The sequence below is a fragment of the Paenibacillus sp. sgz302115 genome (genome assembly GCF_056120445.1).
Genome location: NZ_JBVYOK010000001.1, coordinates 289246 through 311504 on the forward strand (window position 1 = coordinate 289246; position 22259 = coordinate 311504).

Here is a 22259-nt window from a genome sequence, read left to right on the forward strand (position 1 = left end):
GTCCTAGTAGTCATTAAAATCTTCGTATTCTTCATATTCTTCATCAATCATTATGTCTGTTCCATTATCTTCAATATACTTTTCTATATCAATGCCATAGTCTTTAGCAATAGTTACAAAATCTGCATCTATAAAAATCCAATGTCTCTTCCATGCATAGTTGAAGTATCGATCTATATCACTAAGTATCATCACATTCCTTAATATACCAGCAAAATTAGTATCTTCAAAAATTAAAGGGCTCTCCTTAAGGAATTTTGTTATGAGTTTATCAAGTTCACGAAGATTGGTTAATCCAAAATCCAGCAATTCATCAATAATTTCAGAATCAGTATTGTTAAAATTTGGTTCGATACTTCCAATTTTTATATATGAATCAAGCGTATTTAATAAGTAATTATTAACTGATGTTGAATTAAGTGGCATATCAACATCGCCTTGTTTTGTCTTTTCTTCAGTTTCATATTCATATTTGTCAAGAGTAGTTACAATTGAATCAAATTCTCTATCAACAAGTTCTAATGTTGCTGATGCAAGAGAGAATCTACGTTCAATGTCGTACTCTGCTGGAAACTCTCCTTTAAATTTATAGCTTCTATCATGTGAAATATCGGCCCATGCATGTTCAAGTAATGTCCTTACCTGAATCTCAAAGTAAAAATTCTTAAACATTTTATATTCAGGCAATGCCAATCTATCGTCAGTTAAAGTTGCAACATAATGTACGGAGCGGTATCCGACTTTGTCTTTTCCTAATTCGTTGCTTTTATCTACGCTGTTTTTTTCGTCAATCTTAAACAGAGGTCTAATTATTTCACAGGCTTTGATTACTTCACTCCTTACGTAAGTAATAACTCGAATTCCAGCTAAGTCTTGAATTTGTTTTTTGGGATCATGGTACTTGTCCTTCTGCGATTTTTTAATAAAACTGTCAACATCTTTAGTTCTACTTGAAATTGAATAATATGTAACCCCTTCAGTATCTAATAATTCTTTTATTATTGCTTCAACTTTATTTGAAAGATTGCTGTAAGTACGGCGATTTTCTGTGTACCAAACTCTTAAGTCTTCAATGTTTTTATTTTGTATTGACGACATTATTCTCCCTCATCTTCCATAGATTTCGTTATTTATTTCTTCTTTCCTTCATTTTATTGGATATACACATTCTTCAAGTATAGTGACTATTATTGAACGAAACATGAACCTAAGATGAACACCATTTGATAGGTTTTCCTTGATACTTTGAGAGCGTGGAAATTAGACGAGAGTGACACGTACGGCTGCACCTGCGGAATTTAACCGGGGCGTACCTCCTTTCGTATTTTCTATTTCTAATAGTGATCTATAATCACCCCTAGTATTAATCCGAGAGGAATGACAATTGCTATTCGGATCAATGCTTTTTTTAAGGTTCTAGAAACATAATGCCTCCTTAATCACTTTTTTTCAGTATAAACCACTCTCTGGCATGTGGATATGAAAGAGTTAGAGATTTTGAGGATTCTTGAGCCAGCACTGTAGCGTGGCCTTTAAATCGTCTCTGAAGTTTTTGACTCTTATTTCATGGGGTCAGAAAATAGTCTTGTCCGCCTTTGTTATAAAGTCCGCAAAGATTTTATGCAAAGAGCGCAGCGCATTTGCTGCGGATGCGGAGCGGACGCCATTCTTTATAAGGCGTATGAGTTTTCGCCATAACCGTCATTTTATCGTACAAAATCGTACACATATCAGTCAAAGTCGTTCCTTTATGGATCGGCTTTTTTCTATTGGGGGGTATTTTTTTGAAGAAGAAGCAACAGCAGCAACGGGTTAAAGGTCCACCCAGGCAGCCATCGAAGTGTAAAGGCTGTATATCGGGTCGTTGGGAACAATCTGCACAGTTTTGTTCCAGAGTGAAATGCCAGAAGGGAAAAACTTCCTGAGTGTCGAAATTTTTGGTACTGGGGGATGAGAGATGAACGCTTTGGATTTATATGAAGAAGAGGATGTACACCATTGGTTGGATTACTCTCCAAAAGAATCACAGTATCTAAGATTTCTACCTAATGTACTGGCTGCGGGGTTTAAAATTGTTGATGTTTATTATTCCTTTTGCTATGGGAGACAATCATTACTATTTTTTGAATCAAATGATTATGGAGAATTAGTATTTCCAAAAGGAGATAAGATAGGTACACTTTCCTTACGGGCTAATTTTCTGCTTAACGCCCTAGCTTTTTACAATTATTGTATCGATTTATCCTGGCAAGTCTCTTGGTTTTTTTATGGGGATTTTGGTATGGAAATCATCGAGGATACTACTAAATTTTCTAAAGCCTCAACTCAATGCACCTTTGATGAGTTGAATTATATACTGACTTTGGCGAGAGATTTAAAATCCAGAAAGATCTATCGTGATTTTTTTAACCACAAATTAACAGTTGAACTGAGAGAAAAATATAATTTCATTAAACATAGAGGTTCCCTGCATTTTAATGGATTGGGTATTCAATATGAACATCTTGGAATACGGATAAATGGAAAAATATCTAGAATGCTGGTCAATGAGGTAGTAGAAGTTGATCGTTTAAAAGACGAATTGATAGAATTTGACATTATGTTCAAGCGGTATTTTGACAGCTTAATCAAAAATATGCCAAGTGATTATTTGAAGAATAGTTATGGCCTAGCGGACATAATAAAATTTCATTTCAAATAGCATATTTGATGCTTTTTCAAAATGCCCTTCTGTAAGCCGTTCTCAGGCCCCAAATGCAGGAACGAGTGTTTGTGTGGTGGAGGACGTACAAAAGCAGGGCGGGCAGGTTCTCTTCGTCTCTCGCTGAGTTTCTGACTACCCAAAGATGAAAAACCAACTCAACTCAATATATAAGTGAAAAACAAAAAAATGGAAAAAATATAGTGGAAATGCATTGAATTATAGAATTTAACTGATAAAATGAACACGTAAATAATTATTGAGGGAGTATATTATGGACAAATTGAAGGATCCAGAAATCAGGTCAGTTCTGATTGAACAACTAATAAATGAATACTGCGGATCCTGTGAAACGTTAATTATTAACGAAATGAGTGTAAGTCAAGGTGTTTCAAGGGTTGATGTGGCTGTTTTAAACGGTATAATGCATGGCTTTGAGATCAAGAGCGAGAGCGATAACCTTAGTAGGTTACCTCTTCAAATGAGTGAATACAATAAAGTATTTGAAAGAATGACTATAGTGGCAGCGGATCAATTTCTTAATGATATTAAAGAGATGGTTCCTCCATGGTGGGGAATTATAAGGGTTACAAATAAAAAGGGTATCCCGGGTCTAAAAACAGTAAAAAAGGGACGGTCAAATCCATCGCTTGATTCGCTTGCATTGGCACAACTGTTATGGAGAAATGAAGCGATAGAGCTGTTAAAGAAAAAAGGCTTAGAGAAGGGAGTGCTCTCTAAGCCTAGACGGGTACTTTATGACAGGATTGCAGAGACTGTTAAAGCCGATGAGTTAAAGATCGAGGTGACCCAGGTGTTGAAGCAGAGGCAAGGGTGGAGAGGTCATCTGCTACCTTAGTTAAATGATGATTAATACCAACAACAACCCATGTTTCTAAATTGCCCGTGGGTCCACCATTTGCACAATTATAGATGTATTCATCACCATAAGAATAGTTTCTTCCACAATACCGTGGATCTGCCACTACATCGGAGCATATTTTACTCATGTAAGAAAAACCGTTACCTGTCAAATCGCCGCGATGAATCCAATACTCATTATCACACGTATACTTGAGACTAGCGATTATTTTGTTTAAAAGCCAGGGCTCCAAATTAACAAAATCCGGATTAGTGATAGTGTAATCACTGAAAGAAGGATGTCTGACTAAATTGGATTTCCTGATTCGCTTATAAATATCCCATTCAGCTCTAGGTATTGTTCCTGAGCTGAATTTTTTTGTTATTGTAGATAATGATCGTGGAATGGAAGTAGAGCTTATGGTTATGGTTCTCCAATCCAAAATTTTAGGAAACTGAATAAGGGCATTTAGGACTTGAGTATAGGTTGTCTGCGCTTTAGTGGGGTTAATATGTTCAAAATCAATTAAAATATCAATTTGATTTTCTTTAAGTTGGAGGAATGACATGAAGTTGTTGAGCTCCGATGAAAGTTGCGCCAAATTATCTATCTGACTCTCAACAATTCTAATGCAAACTCCTCTATTGTAAAGAGTTACTACATTTTTTACAGCAGTTTGGTAAAGGGCGTCTCTTAAAGTACCTGTAACAGGGATAGCTGGTATTCCTTCGTTTTCTATTGATTCAATGACGAACTCAAGGGGATGTTGACCAGTGGATAGAATATCGTCTTCAAATTCTTCGTTATCATATAATGTAAGAGCATCAACAAAAACTGGATTTGATAGAATCCATGCATTTTTCAGATCTTTTCCAACATTAATTAAGTGTGCGTCTATTGTTTTTGTAAAGTCTTCTTTTTTATGGTCGTAGGGAACCGGTTGGATTTCTAATAACGGGGTCATTGCTTGTTTAACCGATACATCGAGGTGATCTAGAGCAGTTCGTTCCCCTCTCTTCCACTTAATTATCGGAACATAATGATCTGAATTGAACATATGCCATTCCTCCTATTTTTGCCGCTAAAATGAGAAATATGTACTATTTTTAATCTAACACAAAAGTTCCAGAAATTACACTTATTTTGTTAAAACATGGATTCTAAGAAAAAATGGGAGTGGATAGAATGGACATCAGAATCGTGCCGATCAATCAGATAAATGCAGCAGCTTACAACCCGCGAATTGACCTGCAGCCTGGCGATCCGGAGTACGAGAAGTTGCGCCGCAGCCTAGACGAGTTTGGTTACGTTGACCCAATTGTGTGGAATAAGCAGACCGGCAATATGATCGGTGGCCATCAGCGGAATAAGGTTCTGGTTAACGAGCAAGGCTGCACGGAGCTGGCCGTCAGTGTGGTCAATCTGGACACAGAGCGAGAGCGGCTGCTGAATCTGGCTCTTAACAAAGTGTCAGGCCGCTGGGACGACGAAACGCTTGCTGTCGGAGCTGCACAGGAGGGTGGTGCTGATCTGGAGCTGTCCGGTTTTGAGCCGGAGGAGATCGGGGAACTGATTGCAGAATTCGGCGCCATGCCGGATACCGAGATCGATCAGCCGGTTGTGGAGGATGATTTCGATGTGCAGCACGCACTTCTCAGCATTGAGGAGCCGGAGACACAGAGAGGGGATGTTTGGTAGCTTGGTCCGCACCTGCTGATGTATGGGGACGCTACCAGCGAAGAGGAGGTCAGCCAACTGATGGACGGTGTGCGAACAGCGTTGGTTGTAACCGACGTACGATAAAAAGAAAATCAATCGTCAGACCGGAATTTATATGCTCTTTGTTGACATTGGCTTAATTATGTTAGCTGCTTATATTCAGTTCAGAGTCGTAGGTACGATACAAGCAGGCACCATTAAAAGTTATGGAACAGAAATAACAATTGTAGCATTGTCAATTTGCACCTATATAATCGTGATTGGTATTGCAGCGGCTATACGCGGTTTTAAACATTACAAGAAATAGGGTCATTTCCGCTGAGACTTATCTATTATTTATTGGAGGCGCTTTCTGGTATGATTAAACTCTAGTACATACCTAATATATGGAACGGATGGTGTTATTCCTCATGAATCTTCAGGAAGCTGCGGCAATAATACAAGCGATAAGAGTCAATCTGGCCAAGGTAGTCGTCGGCAAGGAAGAGGGGGTGGACCTGCTTCTTACTGCCCTGCTGGCGAATGGTCATGTGCTGCTGGAGGATGTGCCCGGCACAGGAAAAACGCTGCTCGCCAAGACACTGGCCCGCTCGCTGGACTGCTCCTTCAAGCGGGTTCAGTTCACCCCGGATCTGCTTCCGTCGGACCTGAGCGGCATCAACTATTATAATCAGCAGACCAGTGAGTTCCAGTTCCGCCCCGGACCTGTATTCGCCAGTATTCTGCTGGCCGACGAGATTAACCGGGCTACGCCCAGAACCCAGTCCAGCCTGCTGGAATGCATGGAGGAGCGGCAGATTACGATCGACGGTGTGACGCATGAGCTGGAAGCGCCGTTCCTCGTCATTGCGACGCAGAATCCGGTGGACAGCCAAGGGACCTTTCCGTTGCCGGAAGCGCAGCTCGACCGGTTTCTGATGCGGATTACGACGGGTTATCCGACTTTTGAGGAGGGTGTTCACATCCTGCAAAGATTCCGCGAGAATAACCCGCTGCTGGACACGGTCCCGGTCGCCACAGCGGGAGAAATTCAGGAGCTCCAGCGGCTTGCTGCGGCGGTCAGCGTTAGCGATGATCTGCTGGCTTATATGGTTTCCATTGTTGAAGCTACCCGTAAGGCGCCTTCAGTCAGGCTCGGAGCAAGTCCCCGGGCAGGGTTCGCCCTGCTCCGCGCTTCGCAGGGGTACGCACTCATCCGGGGCCGGGATTATGTGCTGCCGGATGATATCAAGGCAGTTGCCGGTGCAGTTCTGGCGCACCGCCTGCTGTTGCAGCGCGGACCCGGCTCGCGGGAAGGGCAGGCCGCCGAGCTTGTGCAGCAAGTGCTGCGTGAAGTGGAGGTTCCTGCGGAGACGGCTTCCGCATATAGAGGCGGAAGGGTGGAATAGCGATGACTCTGCCCTTGTTCATCATCAGCACTGTATTGCTGCTGATGTTCATTTCTGCGTTCTACCAGCGGAATGCGCTCAAGAAGGTCAGCTATATCCGTTATTTCTCGGCCAAAGCTGTCTATGAAGGCGAGCAGGTTGAGATGGTGGAAGAGATTGTTAATGCCAAGCTGCTGCCGCTGCCCTGGCTGCGGCTGGAATCGAGCATCGCCCGGGGGCTGGATTTCGGCAGCCAGGAGAATCTGGGTATTTCCAGCGGTGACATTTATCAGAACCATGTAAGCCTGTTCTACTTAAGATCCTACCGTCATATCAAACGCAGACATTCGGTCCGCTGTGAGAAGCGCGGGTTATTCCGGCTGGATACGGCCACCATGACAACAGGGGACTTGTTCGGGCTTAGCCGGAGCACCAGAACCTTTCCGCTGCAGCTCGAACTAATGGTGTATCCCGTGATGCTGCAACTGCATGAGCTCCCGCTGCCGATCCATAGCTGGCTTGGAGATTTGCCGGTCAAAAGGTGGATTGTGGAGGACCCGTTTCTTACAGCAGGCACGCGTGAGTATAGTCCCGGGGATTCTCTGGGGTCGATTAACTGGAAGGCCACAGCCCGTACCGGACAACTGCAGGTGCACAAAAAGGATTATACGGCTGATTCCAGGCTGGTCATCTGTCTGAATGTGGAGATCAGCGATTCCATGTGGAGAACGGTCACGGATGTTGAACGGATTGAGCTGGGAATCCGGTATGCCGCTACAGTTGCTGAATATGGGATGGGACATGGCATCGAGACCGGGCTGCTCAGTAATGGAAGATTGGATGGCGAAGGAGAACGGGATCCGGTTCATGCTGAGCAAGTGGACCGGCTTGAAGATCTGCTGGGTCTGTTGGCCAGGCTTAACCTGGACAGAACGCTGCCAATGAGCAGACTGCTGGAGCTGGAAGTGGAGAGTGGAGCCAGCGACACTGATTATCTGATCATTTCCTGCCACCGGGGCACGGAGCTGCAGCTTGCCGCCGAGCAGCTTAGGCTGCTCGGTAATGGCGTAGAGTGGCTGGATATTCCAGCCGAGAGGAGGGACAGCGCATGAAGCGAGAGACAATGCAGGAGCTGACAGCCGGAATTCGGCACTGGCTCTCCTGGTTTGTAGTGTGGCTGCTGTTCCTTCCTGTGTGGATCATCTTACAGGCCTACCTGCAGCCTGAACAGAGTGCTTTGCCTTGGATCTATACCTTGCCGCTGGTAGCGGTGGCAGGTGTGCTGCAGCGGAAATGGTGCAACCGGAAGTGGAAGATGCTCCTGATCGCTTTGCAGCTTGGTACGGCATCGCTGCTTCTGACGGGAGCGCCGTCAGTCAAAGAGCTGCCGCTGCTTGCCGGCGGTTTCCTATATGCATATATGGGCATGACCGCGGCTTCAGGCCAGAGCAACCGGTCAAGAACTTATATTATCGGGATCGCCCTATATTTCATTGCCGCCATTGCCTATGCCCGCATTCCTGTGCTCCAGCCAAGTGTACCCATCTTGACCTGGAGCGGAAGCCTGTGCCTGATTCTGGCATTGCTGGATTCCAACAGCAGCCATTTGCGCTACAGCTCCTTTGCGGGAGAGACCTCGCGGCTTCCCGGAGGGCTGCGGCGCCATAACCGCTTGTTCGTCATTGTGTTTGTGGCTGTGGCCGCAGCGCTGGCAGCAGGTGCGGGCCGGGCACTCGGGCTAATGCTGTGGCAGGCCGCGCGGCTGTTCTTCACTTGGCTTAGCCGCCTGTTCTCAGGCTCCGAAGAGCCGCCGCAGGATGAAGCCGCTCCGCCGCCGGCAATGCCTGAGCTTCCTGCGGCGGAAGCAAACGAACCGGGTCTGCTCGCTATGATTCTTAATTTTGCCTTCTACGCGCTGGCAACGGCGGTTATAGCTATCTTGCTTTATTATGCCTTGCGCTGGCTCTACCGCAATACAGGCGGATTATTGCGCAGAATGATGGATGCCGTGCTGTCCATGCTCCGAAGAGAACTGCCGCCGGAGGCAGCTGCCTACAAGGATGAGGAGAAGAGTATCTTCACTTGGGAAAGAACGGTGCAGGGGGTTAAGGAATATTGGCGGAACAAGCTGCTTCCAGCTTCGCGCCGGGACCGCTGGGAGGATATGGACAGCTCCCGGGAGCAGACACGCTGGCTGTACCGTCATTGGCTGAATGCCAAACGCGCTGCCGGGTATGAGGTGAAACGCTACCTGACACCGCAGGAGACCGAAGCGGATGTGGACGAATGGGCACAGACTGCTGTCAAGAAGCGGCCGCGTAAGGATCAGGATGGCACCTCGGCTGCTCCGGGCGAGCTTCTCCATCTGTACAATCAGGCCAGATACGGAGAGGCTGATCCTCCGGCAGCTGAAGTGGCTGCGCTTAAGGATCGGCTGAAGCTATAAAGATGCTTTTATAGAAGGACTGGAGGGTTGAAAATGGTCCGCTATTTGCGGGGAGAATTGGCAAAGGAAGCGCATGTGAATGCTGAAACGCTGCGGTATTATGAGAAGCACGGGCTGCTTCCGGTACCACAGCGCTCAGCTGCGGGTTACCGGGTCTACAACGAGGAGACACTGAAGCGAATTGCTTTTATCCAGAATGCCAAGAGCTGTGGTTTTACGCTGCGGGAAATCAAAAAAGCCCTTGTCAAGTCTACAGACGGCAGCATCGGAATCCCTGATTTTATCGCGGCAATTGAACGGAAAATCATCGCTGTTGATCTTGAGATTGCCAAGCGGGAGAACATCAAGGCTCAGCTCAGCGATCTAAAAAGAAATCTTCAATCGGTTAACCGGCACCCTGGTGTAGAGGAGACTCTGCAAATCTTGCATATGGATTCGTAAGCCGGGATGCTGGGCCACTTTCCTCTTGACTCTGTACTCAGATACAGGGTTTACAATGCAGGCATCATACCTGACAGGAGGAAAAACAAAGATGTCGAACCGTACAGAAATGCTGAACGCAATAAAAAGTCATTTGAAGCAAATCAATAGAAATGGTGAGCGAACTGTTGCGCAAATCCGTGAGGACCTGGCCGCTGCTGCCGAAAGCCTGCCAAGGCTTCCCGGAGTGCAAACTGTGAAAGTACAAATCGCACAGCTACATGGAGAGTGGGTTGACTGCACAGATGAAGCTGCCGGGGCGGGCAAAGGGAAGGTGATCCTCTATTATCACGGCGGAGGTTTTATTTCCGGTACTTGTGAAATCTATCGGGATTTGGCTGCACGTATATCGGCGGCCAGCGGTGTCCGTGTGCTCACTGTGGAGTATCGCCTGGCCCCTGAGCATGTCTATCCGGCTGCAAATGAAGATTGTCTGACCGCATTTGACTGGCTGCTTGCGGAAGGTTATTCACCTGAGGACATTATTCTCGGAGGCGATTCGGTAGGGGCTTCTCTCGCGCTTATGACACTGATTACCCTGCGGGATGCTGGGAAGAAGCTGCCCGCTGCTGCCTTTCTGCTCTCTCCGCATAGCGATCTCGTTCACCTGGACGGTGAATCCTATGACAGCAAGGCAGAGCTGGACCCGACGGGAAGCCGGGCGGGAAATCAACGGATTCTGGAGGATTATCTCGGAGACCATGCCGGAGACATGCCTCTGCTGCTCTCCCCGCTAAGAGCGGATCTGCAGGGACTGCCGCCGCTGCTGATCCAGGCCGGTGATCAGGAAGTACTGCTTAGCGATGCCCAGCGGCTGGCGGAGCGGGCGAGTACCGCAGGAGTCCAGGTTACACTTGAAATTTGGGAGGACCTGTGGAGCGTATTTCAAATGATAGCTGCAATCCTCCCGGATGGGCAGCAGGCAATCGGGAACATCGGCACTTATGTTAAGAACATATGGAAGATAATATAAAAAGGGTAGAAGTGACGAAGGGGAAGTTTGGATACTTACGGAGCGGTAGCGTCCGCCTGAGAGCTTTCCGTAGGAAAGCTGGCATCGTAAGCATCGGCTGTCTACGGATTTCATCCGCTACAAGCGGTAATAATCAAGAAATCTGTAGACAACAGCGGCCGGAAGTCCAAACATTCCCCGTAGTTACGACCAGACCTAATATGAAAATTTATAGTTCAATTTATTACCGAGAAAGGAGCGGCTTATGATTTTCAAAAAAAACCTGCTGGATAAAAAAAATCTGCTAAAAGAATTAGATTCATTAGGTTATTCAGACCGGATAAACAAAATAGCACTATTAGGACTTGATAATAACGGGTCCAGCCAATACTCCAAATTGATTGCATCATTGCTGGAGGGTGGCGTATATGAAGCGTATCTTGCATTAATTGGCGCTAGTGTGACAAAGGACGCTAAGGTTATTTTGACAGCATTAAAGCATCCTATGGCTAGTGTTAGAAGCAGGGCGGCAGGGCTTTTAGCTAAAGTGGTTTCAGATAGTGATATTGAACGTGAACTCCCCCAGTTATCTCATGATTGCCGCCGCAAATTGTTGCGCAATATTTCAGGCAGTGAACGTCAAGAATTGGCGGATCGCTTATTGCCTGTTGTGTATGCAAGGTGGGGAGCAAAGGAGGCATCCATTTTACTGCCGGCCTGCTCTAAGGAAACAGTCAGTAATTGGCTTGCAGACATTGGATATGCCATAGAAAATTGGTCCAAATTAGCCAATCGTCATCTGGACCTGGTTGCGGAGTATTTTCGAGCGGCCTTAGAAAACGCACCACCGAGGGAAAGAGGATATGTATGGTGGAGGTTTTCATCTGCTGTCGAAACTTTTTGCAGGCTCAAGGCGGATTTGATGCTGGAATGTGCAATGACGCTTGGCCCAATGGATGTAATTCATCCTGTGCTAAAAAAACAGCTCGGTACTTTAGTCCGCATAAATTCTGATGCTGTGTATATGCTGCTGACGCGTAAGGAGTCCCGAAGCGATCTGCTTGCTCATGGTGTGCCTGAGGGTATTTTGAAACGGAGAAATTATCTATCGAAGGATCAATGGATTGGACTGGCTAAATTACTTGCAGAGAATCCCATACATATAGCAAAATTACTTTATTGTATTGCGCCTTCAAATCGTGAAGAGATTTTTGAGGCAGTGTATGAGGAAGATAAACGCCGGGAGCGTATTTTTCCGGAAGCTTTGTTATATGTTTTGCCGCATAAATTGCGTGACAAGGAAGCCGTCCGAATGCTGGGTCTTCGTGAAATCAGTGATGATCGGGATAAAACTATTCATATTACGGCTTGCCGCTTAATCAATAATTCAAGAGATGTGCTGCAAAAAGCGGCACAGGCGTCAAATGCAGAGGAGCGGGCAAGAGCGCTTGTGCAACTGATCAAGAGTACTGCGCTATCAAGGGATGGTGTTGCTGAGACTTTGGCTTTTCTGGGCCGGATCAAAAATGATCAGGACCCTGTGCGCTGTGAGGTGCTTAGTGAGCTTTCGAAGTGTCCTGCCTCTATTTTCACAGATGAACATACAAAAGAGCTTACTTTGCTTGTGGATAGTGTTATTGAAGCTAGAGATACTTCATACGCTACACGAATGGCAACACAAAAATTAGCCTTTGGTATTATGCAATATAACGGCTTCAATCCCAAAAGCGGGATTTTTAAATTCTCTTTAAGTACGATTACAAAACTGGCCAGACAGACCGGTCAGCTTACGCTGCCCTCATTGGAGAAAAATTTGCCTCAAGGTATTGAGCAGGCCATATTTGACGAGCTTTATCCATTAGCTGTGGAGGAGAACAAAAAAGAAAATTACTATTTTGTGATTGCTCTGGCAAGCTCGTTTGGAAAAAGAGGCTTTAATATAATTAAGCTTCAGGATTTATTAAAGGAAGCAACGAAGGCAAAACCAGATGGCATCGCTGTACAAGCGGCAAGACAGTGGCTTGCGCCCCGAAAAACACGTGATGAACGAGTCAGAGAATTACTGGCTTTGGATAAGTCATTTATAACAATAAACGAAGTGTTTTGGCATGTGCATTTGAAACGTCAGGAATGGCTGGACCCCTTTATTTCTGGAGAAACGATTAAAGGTAAATTTTTAACAGGTAAAACCATTTATCTTGTCCCGGCTATGAACGGATTTGACAGATGGCTGCCACGCCAGCAAAAATTCTTAAGTTCTCTACTAGAAAGAGTGGCGTCCAATACTAAGCGAAATCTTTGGGAGCGTTCAGGAGCTGTAAAGATAATGGCAAGAATGCCTGACCTTTCCCCACACAGGATCGTAGCGCTTTTAAAGGATAATGAAGTATCTGTAGTAGAGGCTGCACTTCATGCACTGTCATTAACAGAAGAGCCGGAAAAGGCGCTTCCAATTCTGTTGGAGCATTTAGATGGAGATAGAGCACGTGTAGCAATGTACTCGATACCCAGATGTATTCGTAAAGTTAATCCAGATGCATTAACTTCAATGCTCGAAGAGCTTTTAAACCGCGACAAGCTTAAGATCACTGTGCGAAAAGAAGCCATTAGGCTGCTGGGGGCTTATAAAAGCAGTGGAAGCCTTCTGCTGCTGATGAATGAATTTGGCAAAACAAATGTGCATAAGGATGTAATCATTGCAATCGGACATGCGGCGAGACAGTTTCTGGATGATGAACGCGGGTGGAATATTTTAAGGGCAATCGCGGCTTCATCACAAAGTGACGTAGCAATGAGTCTGCTGTACCAACGGCCTAATGAGCTTCCAGCAGCATATAGACCCAAATATTTAGACTTGATCATTCAAATTGCAGGTCATGCAGAAGCGGCTGTTGGAAGAGAAGCTTTCAATTGTATGCGGCAGTGGACAAATGGAAGTGAAGAGAGGATTGCGAGTGTCACTGCGAAGGCTATTGTTGATTTGGAAGACCGTACCAGATGGAATGCTGCAATGGACACATTGGCAGAAACGTGTCGTGACGGCAGGGTAAATGAATTTGTGATCGGTGTGTTTAAGAAATTGGCCAGTGTAACAATAAATGAGAAATGGAATGCGGATACGCAAAGAGATTTACCTCATCGGCAACGCCTGTTGAAATTTACGAATAAGTTAACCTCTATGCCCAAGCATACACGTGCAAGTCTGGTTCCTTTGTATATGGGCATTACCGGCTGTCTTGCGTCAAATGAAACATTTAAGCATGTCGTCATGAAATTTTATATAGCGTCAATAGATTGGAATAATGCCCTGGAATCCGTTGCTTACCTTAAGCGTATTGTAAGTTGCATTACGGATCAGCCACAGCTTCTAAGCGATGCATATAGAGGAATTGCCATAAATCTGAAGGATAACAAAGGACATTGGAGTCCGGAAGCAGTGCTGGAAATTGTAGACTTATTGTGGTCTGAAGACCGTTATGAATCTCAGTATATTGGACTTTCCTTGCTTGAAGCTGCTGGGAATGCTTTATTGTGGAATCCGGATTGTGCACATCGCTTAAGATTATACAGAAATCATATAAACATCGGGCTAAGCTCGCTTGCGTTAGACATATGGACAGCAATAGAATAGCCATACACATGGCAGGCTCCCCGCACCCGAACTCATTCTGGTGTGGAGGAGCCTTTTTATTTTTCAAATATGGAATTAATGCAACACCAGAACGCCGAAGCCTTCTAGCGTGAAGGAGCCTGAGACCGTCCGGCCTGTCAGCAAATCTCTTTTCTGCTCTTTGAGCCGGATGGTTGCCGGTTCTTCGCTGTAGTTAAGCAGGAACGTGTAGCTTGCAGTTTCGCTTTTGCGGATTTGCAGTTCAACTTCACCGGGCAGCTCCAGCCACTCTGCAACTGGGGATGCTAAATTCAGACTATCTACGATCTTGAGCGCTGCCTGTTCGTTAAATACAGCTCCGTAATACCAAACCTCGCCTTTTCCGCGTTTGTTTCTGGTGACCGCCGGTTTGCCGGCGTAATAGTCAGAAGCATAAGTGCCCATGATCTCGACGCTGTCCTCTTCGATATGAAGAACATCGTTGAAGGCATCAGCTACGGTAAGCGCCTCAGGATCATTGCCCCACTGGATGGAGGTAGGTAGGCGGGTGCCTTTGATCAGGGTGAATTCTTCTACAGTGATCCCGCAAAGGTCCTTGGCTGCGCCGGGAAAAGGCCGCATATAGCACTGTCCACGGGTATCCTTGTAGCCCGTCCGGCAGCCAAAAATCAGCTTTCCGCCTTGCTGCACATATTGATCCAGCAGTGCCGCTGTCTCATCGCTCATAATCGCCGGATGCGGATAGATCAGCACCTCATAAGGAGTCAGGTCTTCGAGAGTGGTCTTGCTGCGCAAATAAATGAGATCATTCGGGATATGCCGCTTCTGGAGTGCCTTGAACCATTCCTTGTTGCTCTGCCACATGAAGGGCCCGTACCAGACATCGTATTCGCCGTCCCATTCATTGTCGTAATCATGGAGAATGGCAATCTTCGCTTCGTTCTGCGTTCCTACGATGTGCTTGCCGGCTACAGCCAGCTCCCGGCCAACCTGTGCGGCTTCCTTGACCCTGCGGTTTGGCTGGTTATGGTAATCATTGATGCCATGCCAATAGATTTCATTGCCCATAGTTGCCGTCCGCCAGCGGAAGTAGAGCAGCTTGTCTGCTCCGTGGGCAATGGACTGGTACGTCCAAAGACGCATTTGACCCGGCTTCGGAGACGGCATATCCATGCGGTTTACCCAGCCTCCAGGGCCGGACTGCTGCTCCATGATGCAGAAGTTCGGACTTATGGAGCGGACTACAGACAGCGAGAGGCTCCAGCTCCGGTCTCGCAGCGGGTTAACCTCATTTGTATCCTCACTAATGGAGGAGAACTGCGGATAAGAGTCATAGCTGAAAAAGTCCAGCAGCTCGTCATTTAGCTCATGACTGTCCAGATGGCCGAACAGGCCATTGGTGGTTACCCACTGGGAAGGGGCAAACTTACGGATAATTTCCGCCTGGATTCTGGCAAAAGAGATTGCGTTGTCGGAAATAAACCGCTTCTCATCCAGCGCCTGATGCGGATTGGGCTGCATCGGAGAAGGGGTAGGACGCGGCAAGAAGACCTGTGACCAGCTGGTGTAGGTCTGATTCCAGAAGACGGTTCCCCATGAATCGTTCAGTCTCTCCAGTGTTTCGTATTTGGCCTGCACCCATTCGCGGAAGGCTTTGTGGTCGCTCTCCGAATAGAACACATTGATCTCGCAGTTCAGCTCATTGTCAATCTGCCAGCCGACTACGCCTGGATGAGTACCATAATGCTGTACAAGCTGTGTTGTTATTTTGGCGCAGAGTTCCCTGTACTTAGGGCTGCTGTAATTATAATGACGGCGGGAGCCGTGCTGCAGAGTTACCCCGTCGTAAGTTACATTCAGCACTTCAGGATAACGCTCGGTCAGCCAGGCGGGGGGTGTAGCGGTCGGCGTGCCCAGAATGACCTTTAGTCCATAGCTGTGAGCCAGATCTATGGCCCTGTCAAACAGATCGAACTGAAAAACGCCTTCCTGCGGCTCAAAGATGGACCAGGCAAATTCGGCCATCCGTACAATCGTGAATCCGGTTTCAGCCATGCGCCGGAAATCGTCAGCCCAGAGCTGCTCCGGCCAGTGTTCAGGGTAGTAGCAGGCACCAAGCTCGAACGTTTCTGCATTAGCATGAGTCTTCATTTTCCAACCTCCAAGTGTAAAAAATATGCTTTATGAACGCTATGAACCTATTGTAGTATTAGGTGAATGGGTTCTCATATAACACAATATTGCTATCATATGATTATATTGCGTGCTTGCTTAACACGGGCCAGGGAAGGGTGCAGGATGAAAAAACAATGGGTTTTACCGGCGCCGGCGTACATGCATTATGTGTGTTACCCGGAATTTTTGGGACATTATACTGACTTTCCGCAGCATGCGGAGCGAAGAAGCGAAGGTTTTCTGAACAGCTATAATTTGCATCTGGTTTTTGGCGGCGAAGGGTATGTTTTTCAGGATGGTGAACGGATTCCAATCGGGCGGGGCAGAGGGTTTCTGTTCCCGAAGGGAGCTTATCAGCAGTATGGCTCTGACCCTGTTCAGCCCTGGGAGGTGCGCTGGATGCATTTCAGAACCGGGATTTCCCTTCCCTTGCTGGAGGAGGTGGACAAGTCACGCGGTTATTTCTTTTCTTTTGATCCGGAAGCAGGTCTAATCCCTGTCATGGAGGAGATGTACAGGCTCAGTGATTGCTATGCAACCTCCAGCGAGCCCAGGCTGTCGGCCCTGCTCTATGAACTGCTGATCACGCTGCTGCAGAATTCCGAACCGCTGCACGGGTCGGTGCCTCTGGAGATCAGGCACTCTATCCGCCACACGGCAGATATGATCCACCGGGAATGCGAGCGTCCTTGGACACTGGAGGCTATGGCCAGGCTTGCGGGCTACAGCAGCTATCATTTTCTGCGTTTGTTCCGGGCGATCATGGGGAAAACGCCTAACCGTTATTTGACCGATTGCCGCTTGGTGAGAGCGAAGCTGCTGCTCGTTTCGACGGAGCTTTCCGTTGCGCAGGTCGCTGCCCAGACGGGCTTTCAGCAGTCCAGCTATTTCATTAAAGTCTTCAAACAAATGGAAGGCATGCCGCCCAACCAGTATAGACGGGCCTTCGGATTATGAGCAGGCAAGAGTTTTATGTAGATTATTATCGAAGTTTATTACACGAACGGCGCATTCTGCGCTGTTTTTGATATAAATGGAACAATAAGGTTACAACCTGAGCGGAAGGGTTACAAATTGGATACATTTCCCTCGTCCGCTGCTACTATAATTATTCTAGCTAAAATTCTTGGGGGGAAATTGATGAGAACGTATAAAAATACATATGTCGCCCTGCTCATAAGCACCTTTGTGATTGGCCAATTAGCTGGCGGCATAACACCTGGGGCCGTGCAGGCTGCAGGCAGCTCAAATACCGCAACTGTGGCAGCCGCGGCGGCGTCTGCAATAAAACCTGTTCAAATGGCGCCAGGGGTTACGGCAACGATCGAAAATGTGAATATATGGGCGCAGCCTGGCGGCAACATTCTGGCTTACACGCTGAATTATTCCAATGCAAGCGGTGTAAGCGCGAACTTAACGCAATATTTCTCGCGGGTAGTTACTCCGGGCGGGTCCGTGATTCCCGCCAATCCGGTAACTGCCGATGTGCTCAAAAAGAAGGTCGGAGCCAAAGAAAACCTGCGTGTGACTTACTATGTCAATGTAGGCCAGACCAAGTCGCTTCAGGGCTTCAAGGTTTCTATGCACGTCTGGGATGCCAAAGCCAAGGGATATTTGAGACAGGCAGGCAGCTTTGCCCTTCCGGCGAGCTACTCCACAACGGTGGCAACCGGGACAAGCCTGAATATGACTATGAACAATATCCCTGTTACTGCAGCGGCAGAATCCCTTCAGCTCTATAAATACAGCGGCAAGGTGTACGCCAAGGTGGGAATAAGCCTGACCAATAAAGGCAGCAAGGTGCTCACTGATCCCGGCTACACCGCTTATTTGGTTTCGTCCAGCGGGACATCCTTTGAATTGGCCCTGAACAGCTCCCAATCCAGCTACAAGGTACAGCCGCAGGAAAAGAAGAGCATCTACTACCTGACTGAAATTCCAGCCTACCTGAAAACCGACAACATGAAGCTGCAATTCACACAAAAGGATGAAACGCTGAAGCTTGAGATGGCCGGCGCATCGTTTAAGCTTCCCGCTGTGACAGTTCCAAACCTGGTGGTGGCCAACGGGGCCATTAAGAAAATAACGATCAACAGCAATACCATAGAAACCAAGCTCAGCAATGCCTCTGTGTATGCCGATAAGGCATCGGCTGCCTGGTCTTTTCAGCTTGAGCTGAAAAATACCGGCAACAAGGCTGTCACGCTTCCTACATACGAGCTTGCCGTCAAATCTGCAAAAGGGACAAGCTTTCCAGTAAACGCCAAAGCCTTGAACGGCATAACGCTCAGACCATTGGAAGTGAAGGTAATTCCGCTCACTGCCCAGGTTCCGCTTGAGGTGGAGCAGAACACGCTGCAACTGCAAATGATCGAAGCGGTCAGCCAAGGCCAGGCGCAGCCTTCCGGCAGCACCGGAGCAGGCGGAACAACCGGAACACCTGGAACGGAAACACCGGTAGCTGAGAGTGCTGTGTCCAAAATTACTTTCCCGATAGCTTATTTCACCATTCCATATACGCTTCGTGCCGATATCCAGAAAGGGCAGGAGTATCGAACCACCACGCCTTTCGGTTCCTTCTCCTACAGCCTGCAGTCGATTCAGCGTTATCCGTGGAAGGATGACGATATCGTTGTAGCTAAAGTAAACCTGACCAATACACAGTCTGTAACACTGTCCCTGCCGGAGCTGAAGGGTGCGCTGAAGGTAGGAAATCTGGATTTGTCCGCTTCCACGGACCTGCTGCTGGATAAGGATTCTCAAGAGCTGGCCCCGGGAAGAACTGCCGAAATCTCCATCATCACCAAAATTCCATATGCCGAAAACTTCGATTCGATGAACATCAGCATGTATACTACGGCAAACGAGGAGAAGCTGCCATTCCTGTCGCTTACCACGAACAGTGCGATCAACGATATTCCGTCCATTGAACGCGGAGGCAGCTACACGGTTTCAGGCAAAGGTAAAAACGCCAAGCTTCAAGAGAACAGAACCATCGTCTATCCGGGCAGCGGAAACTACAAAATCGTCTATACAGAGCTCTTGATGAGCAATGAGGAAAAAAGACAAAGCGCACTAGCCCGTATGCAGGCCTATTATCAAACCACGGACGGACAGTTCTATGAAGCACAGCCTGCCCAGACTACGGGCCTGGCGGCTCCCGGAGGCAAGCAATTGATTACCTTCTGGGCTAAGATTCCCAAGTCGGTGGCAACCTCGGAAATCTCTATGTATTTAGGGCCGGGAATCATCGGCAGCAAGCTTAGCGAGTCTGGACAGGAAGCAACCGGATATATCAATATTGCTTCGCTGAAGCTTACTCCGCAAACGGTCACCCCGGCGAAGGATTTGTCGAGAATCTCGCTGTATCCGTATATCCTGACGGTGCTGAGCTCAGACGGAAAGATTACGGAGGGCAGCGACACTATAAGCATTGTACTGAACTACAATCTGATGCAGGACCGCACCTACGATACGCAAGCGCTGAGCCATAAGCTGATCGTTAAGATCACTGATCCGTTCGGCCAGTCGACGGAGAAATCGCTCACTCTTGGCACAGATCTGACAGAAGGCGACAACAATACGTATTCCACAACCATCGTCAGAAGCCTGTACAAGAAGATTGGAGGCGGCTCTTACAAAATTACGCTTTATGATGAGTTCCAGGGCGAGCGGATGGAGCTCGGCAGCCAGTCTTACTTCCTGACTTATGAACCGCTGTCGGTCGTTGAGAAGCCAACCACTGAGAAGCCGGGTACTGATAAATAACAAGGGTTCCATCTATCACAGACTAAGAAGGAGCAGCTTTTATGTTGCGAGTCGATAAAATTACACATTCCTTTAAGACCGGCAATGAATGGACCAAGGTCCTTCATGAAATCAGCTTTAGCGTTAAGCAGGGTGAGATGGTTGCCCTCCTGGGCAGCTCGGGCTCAGGCAAATCTACAATGCTGAATTTGATGGCTGGTCTCATGAAGCCGACCGAAGGCCATATTTACATTGCCGATCAGGATATCGTGCGGATGGGCGAGAACAAGCTTGCCGAATTCCGCCGCAAGCACATCGGATTTATCTTTCAGGCGTACGAGCTGATTACCAGTCTTACCGTACGGGAGAATGTAGAGCTGCCGCTGGTATTCCAGTCGGTATCTCCCTCCATCCGCAAGCAGAAGGCGCTGGCCCTGCTGGAGCAGGTGGGGCTTCCCGACAAGGCGAACCTGTTCCCTTCACAGCTATCGGGCGGACAGCAGCAGCGTGTAAGTATTGCCCGCTCGCTGATTACCGAGCCTTCCGTCATTTTTGCGGATGAGCCTACCGGGAACCTGGATACCAAAACGGAGGAGGAAATCATCAGCATTCTGCTGAAGCTGAACCAAACGATGAAGACCACATTTATAGTTGTAACCCACGAGCAGGAAGTAGCGGATCAAATGCAGCGTACCTTCTCGCTTCGTGACGGATATCTGATTAACGGACAGCAGACAGCGGTGGAAACGGAGCTCGCAGAGGAGGGGAATCCGTGAAAATCAGGGATATTTCCCGCATGGCCTGGGATCAGGTCAAGCGGCGCAAGGTGGTTACCGGATTGTGTATGGCCGGGATTTCCATCGGCTGCGCCGCGATTATCGCAGCACTAAGCATCGGACAATCCGCGCAGGTCTATGTGACCAATGAAGTGAACCGTAATTTCAAGATGGATGAAATTACGGTCACTCCGGGCGGCGGCATTCCTTCTTCAAAAGGCAGCAGCGGCTCATCTTCAGGCACGAGCAGCAACCTTGATCCCGGCAAGCTGACCTTCCAGAAGATGAAGATCATACAGGGCCTCAATCACGTGGTTGCCGCAGCACCTTTTCAGGATACGGGCTATATGCAGATGCTTACCGTTGATAACAAGATCACGGACGTTCAGGTTATCGCAACGGATTTGCGCATGCTGACCAAATATGATAAGCACTTCAAGCAAGGCGGACCGTCGGACGTTACGGGCATGGTTGTCCTGAACCACGGGGCGACACTGGGCTTGATGGACCTTGAGACCCGGCAGAAGATTTTCGAAACGCTGAACAATGATCCCTTCAACCAGGAGGCCATGGACCAGTACAACAACCTCATGGTGGTGCCTTCAGAGATGTACCGTCAGAAGGTTCAACTGCAGGCCCAGGATTACAGCTCGTCTTCCGTGCAGCCGGTGGTCAAGCTTAGTTCTCCGCTCCAAGTGAGCGGGATTCTGGCCAGTCCATCAGGAACAAGTGATGACCGGGCAACCTATGATAAGATCATGTATGTGTCTCTGGAGACAGCCGCGCAGCTCCAAAAGGAGCTAAGCTTCAATAACGACGCAACCGTTCAAAACGTGGAAGAAGGGAGCTACAGCTCCATCACCGTGAAGGTGGACAGCATGGATAACATCAAACGGGTGGAAGAGCTGATTAAGAAGCTCTCATTAAATGCGAACGACAATCTGTACCAAATGGATCAGCTTAAAGAGCAATTTGATATGATCAAAATGGCGGCCCTTGGCATCGGCGTATTCATCCTTGTCATTGCTTCTATTTCGATTATCGTGGCCATGACCATGTCAACCCATCAGCGCCGGCGGCAGATCGGGATTATGAAGGTACTCGGCGCCAATATGAGGCAGATCCGCAATATGTTCATCACGGAAGCGGCTCTGCTTGGACTGCTGGGCGGGTTGCTGGGTGTGCTTTTCTCTTACCTGATCATCATGGGACTGAATAAGCTCGTGAGCAGTTCAGGGGATGGCCTATCCTTTTTCATCCCGCTGGTGACGATTCCGATTGGTTTGGCGTTCGCGATTATGACCGGAGTCCTCTCAGGAATCTATCCGGCGATCAGTGCCTCCAGGACGGATGCGCTCACAGCGATTAAGCGTGATTAGCCATGAACTTATACTTTCTTGTATTTCCAGTTGAAAGGAAGCAGA

At 47.6% G+C, this 22259-nt stretch carries 16 protein-coding genes; 13 read left to right on the forward strand and 3 right to left on the reverse strand.

Annotated features, from left to right (window positions below):
- Positions 1–3: 3 nt before the first annotated feature.
- Positions 4–1098, reverse strand: coding sequence for a GTP pyrophosphokinase (locus AC0LWN_RS01330; protein WP_474662843.1), 1095 nt, complete (start codon positions 1096–1098; stop codon positions 4–6).
- An 859-nt stretch (positions 1099–1957) separates the two neighbouring features.
- On the opposite strand from AC0LWN_RS01330, the gene AC0LWN_RS01335 reads away from it, so the two are divergent.
- Both AC0LWN_RS01335 and AC0LWN_RS01340 read left to right on the forward strand, forming a co-directional pair.
- The gene (locus AC0LWN_RS01335) at positions 1958–2701 is read left to right on the forward strand and encodes a hypothetical protein (RefSeq protein WP_474662844.1); all 744 of its coding nucleotides are present in this window, start codon (positions 1958–1960) and stop codon (positions 2699–2701) included.
- A 274-nt stretch (positions 2702–2975) separates the two neighbouring features.
- On the forward strand, positions 2976–3560 hold the full coding sequence (locus tag AC0LWN_RS01340; RefSeq protein ID WP_474662845.1) for a sce7726 family protein: 585 nt from the start codon (positions 2976–2978) through the stop codon (positions 3558–3560).
- Here the strand turns inward: AC0LWN_RS01340 and AC0LWN_RS01345 are convergent.
- Complete coding sequence (locus AC0LWN_RS01345) at positions 3481–4620, reverse strand: beta family protein (protein WP_474662846.1); 1140 nt, start codon at positions 4618–4620, stop codon at positions 3481–3483. The genes AC0LWN_RS01340 and AC0LWN_RS01345 overlap by 80 nt on opposite strands.
- Positions 4621–4748: 128 nt before the next feature.
- Between AC0LWN_RS01345 and AC0LWN_RS01350 the strand changes: the two genes are divergently transcribed.
- The 7 genes from AC0LWN_RS01350 (at position 4749) to AC0LWN_RS01380 (ending at position 14158) form a co-directional block, all read left to right on the forward strand.
- Complete coding sequence (locus tag AC0LWN_RS01350) at positions 4749–5261, forward strand: ParB N-terminal domain-containing protein (RefSeq protein ID WP_474662847.1); 513 nt, start codon at positions 4749–4751, stop codon at positions 5259–5261.
- 431 nt (positions 5262–5692) lie between these two features.
- The gene (locus AC0LWN_RS01355; RefSeq protein ID WP_474662848.1) at positions 5693–6670 is read left to right on the forward strand and encodes an AAA family ATPase; all 978 of its coding nucleotides are present in this window, start codon (positions 5693–5695) and stop codon (positions 6668–6670) included.
- 2 nt (positions 6671–6672) lie between these two features.
- On the forward strand, positions 6673–7761 hold the full coding sequence (locus AC0LWN_RS01360; protein WP_474662849.1) for a DUF58 domain-containing protein: 1089 nt from the start codon (positions 6673–6675) through the stop codon (positions 7759–7761).
- On the forward strand, positions 7758–9095 hold the full coding sequence (locus AC0LWN_RS01365) for a hypothetical protein (RefSeq protein ID WP_474662850.1): 1338 nt from the start codon (positions 7758–7760) through the stop codon (positions 9093–9095). The genes AC0LWN_RS01360 and AC0LWN_RS01365 overlap by 4 nt, the downstream gene beginning before the upstream one ends.
- A 33-nt stretch (positions 9096–9128) precedes the next feature.
- Positions 9129–9536: a MerR family transcriptional regulator gene (locus tag AC0LWN_RS01370; RefSeq protein WP_474662851.1), complete on the forward strand. Its 408-nt coding sequence runs from the start codon at positions 9129–9131 to the stop codon at positions 9534–9536.
- 91 nt (positions 9537–9627) lie between these two features.
- On the forward strand, positions 9628–10548 hold the full coding sequence (locus tag AC0LWN_RS01375; protein ID WP_474662852.1) for an alpha/beta hydrolase: 921 nt from the start codon (positions 9628–9630) through the stop codon (positions 10546–10548).
- 244 nt (positions 10549–10792) lie between these two features.
- On the forward strand, positions 10793–14158 hold the full coding sequence (locus AC0LWN_RS01380) for a HEAT repeat domain-containing protein (protein ID WP_474662853.1): 3366 nt from the start codon (positions 10793–10795) through the stop codon (positions 14156–14158).
- Between the two features lie 75 nt (positions 14159–14233).
- Here the strand turns inward: AC0LWN_RS01380 and AC0LWN_RS01385 are convergent, their stop codons facing one another.
- Positions 14234–16288, reverse strand: a complete 2055-nt coding sequence (locus AC0LWN_RS01385; RefSeq protein WP_474662854.1) for a beta-galactosidase — start codon at positions 16286–16288, stop codon at positions 14234–14236.
- 147 nt (positions 16289–16435) lie between these two features.
- On the opposite strand from AC0LWN_RS01385, the gene AC0LWN_RS01390 reads away from it, so the two are divergent.
- The 4 genes from AC0LWN_RS01390 (at position 16436) to AC0LWN_RS01405 (ending at position 22214) form a co-directional block, all read left to right on the forward strand.
- Positions 16436–17269: a helix-turn-helix transcriptional regulator gene (locus AC0LWN_RS01390; RefSeq protein ID WP_474662855.1), complete on the forward strand. Its 834-nt coding sequence runs from the start codon at positions 16436–16438 to the stop codon at positions 17267–17269.
- 183 nt (positions 17270–17452) lie between these two features.
- Complete coding sequence (locus tag AC0LWN_RS01395; RefSeq protein ID WP_474662857.1) at positions 17453–20080, forward strand: hypothetical protein; 2628 nt, start codon at positions 17453–17455, stop codon at positions 20078–20080.
- Positions 20081–20121: 41 nt separating this feature from the next.
- Positions 20122–20835 (forward strand): ABC transporter ATP-binding protein, encoded by a 714-nt coding sequence (locus tag AC0LWN_RS01400; RefSeq protein WP_474662858.1) that lies wholly within the window; start codon positions 20122–20124, stop codon positions 20833–20835.
- Positions 20832–22214, forward strand: a complete 1383-nt coding sequence (locus AC0LWN_RS01405) for an ABC transporter permease (RefSeq protein WP_474662859.1) — start codon at positions 20832–20834, stop codon at positions 22212–22214. The genes AC0LWN_RS01400 and AC0LWN_RS01405 overlap by 4 nt, the downstream gene beginning before the upstream one ends.
- Positions 22215–22259 lie beyond the last annotated feature (45 nt).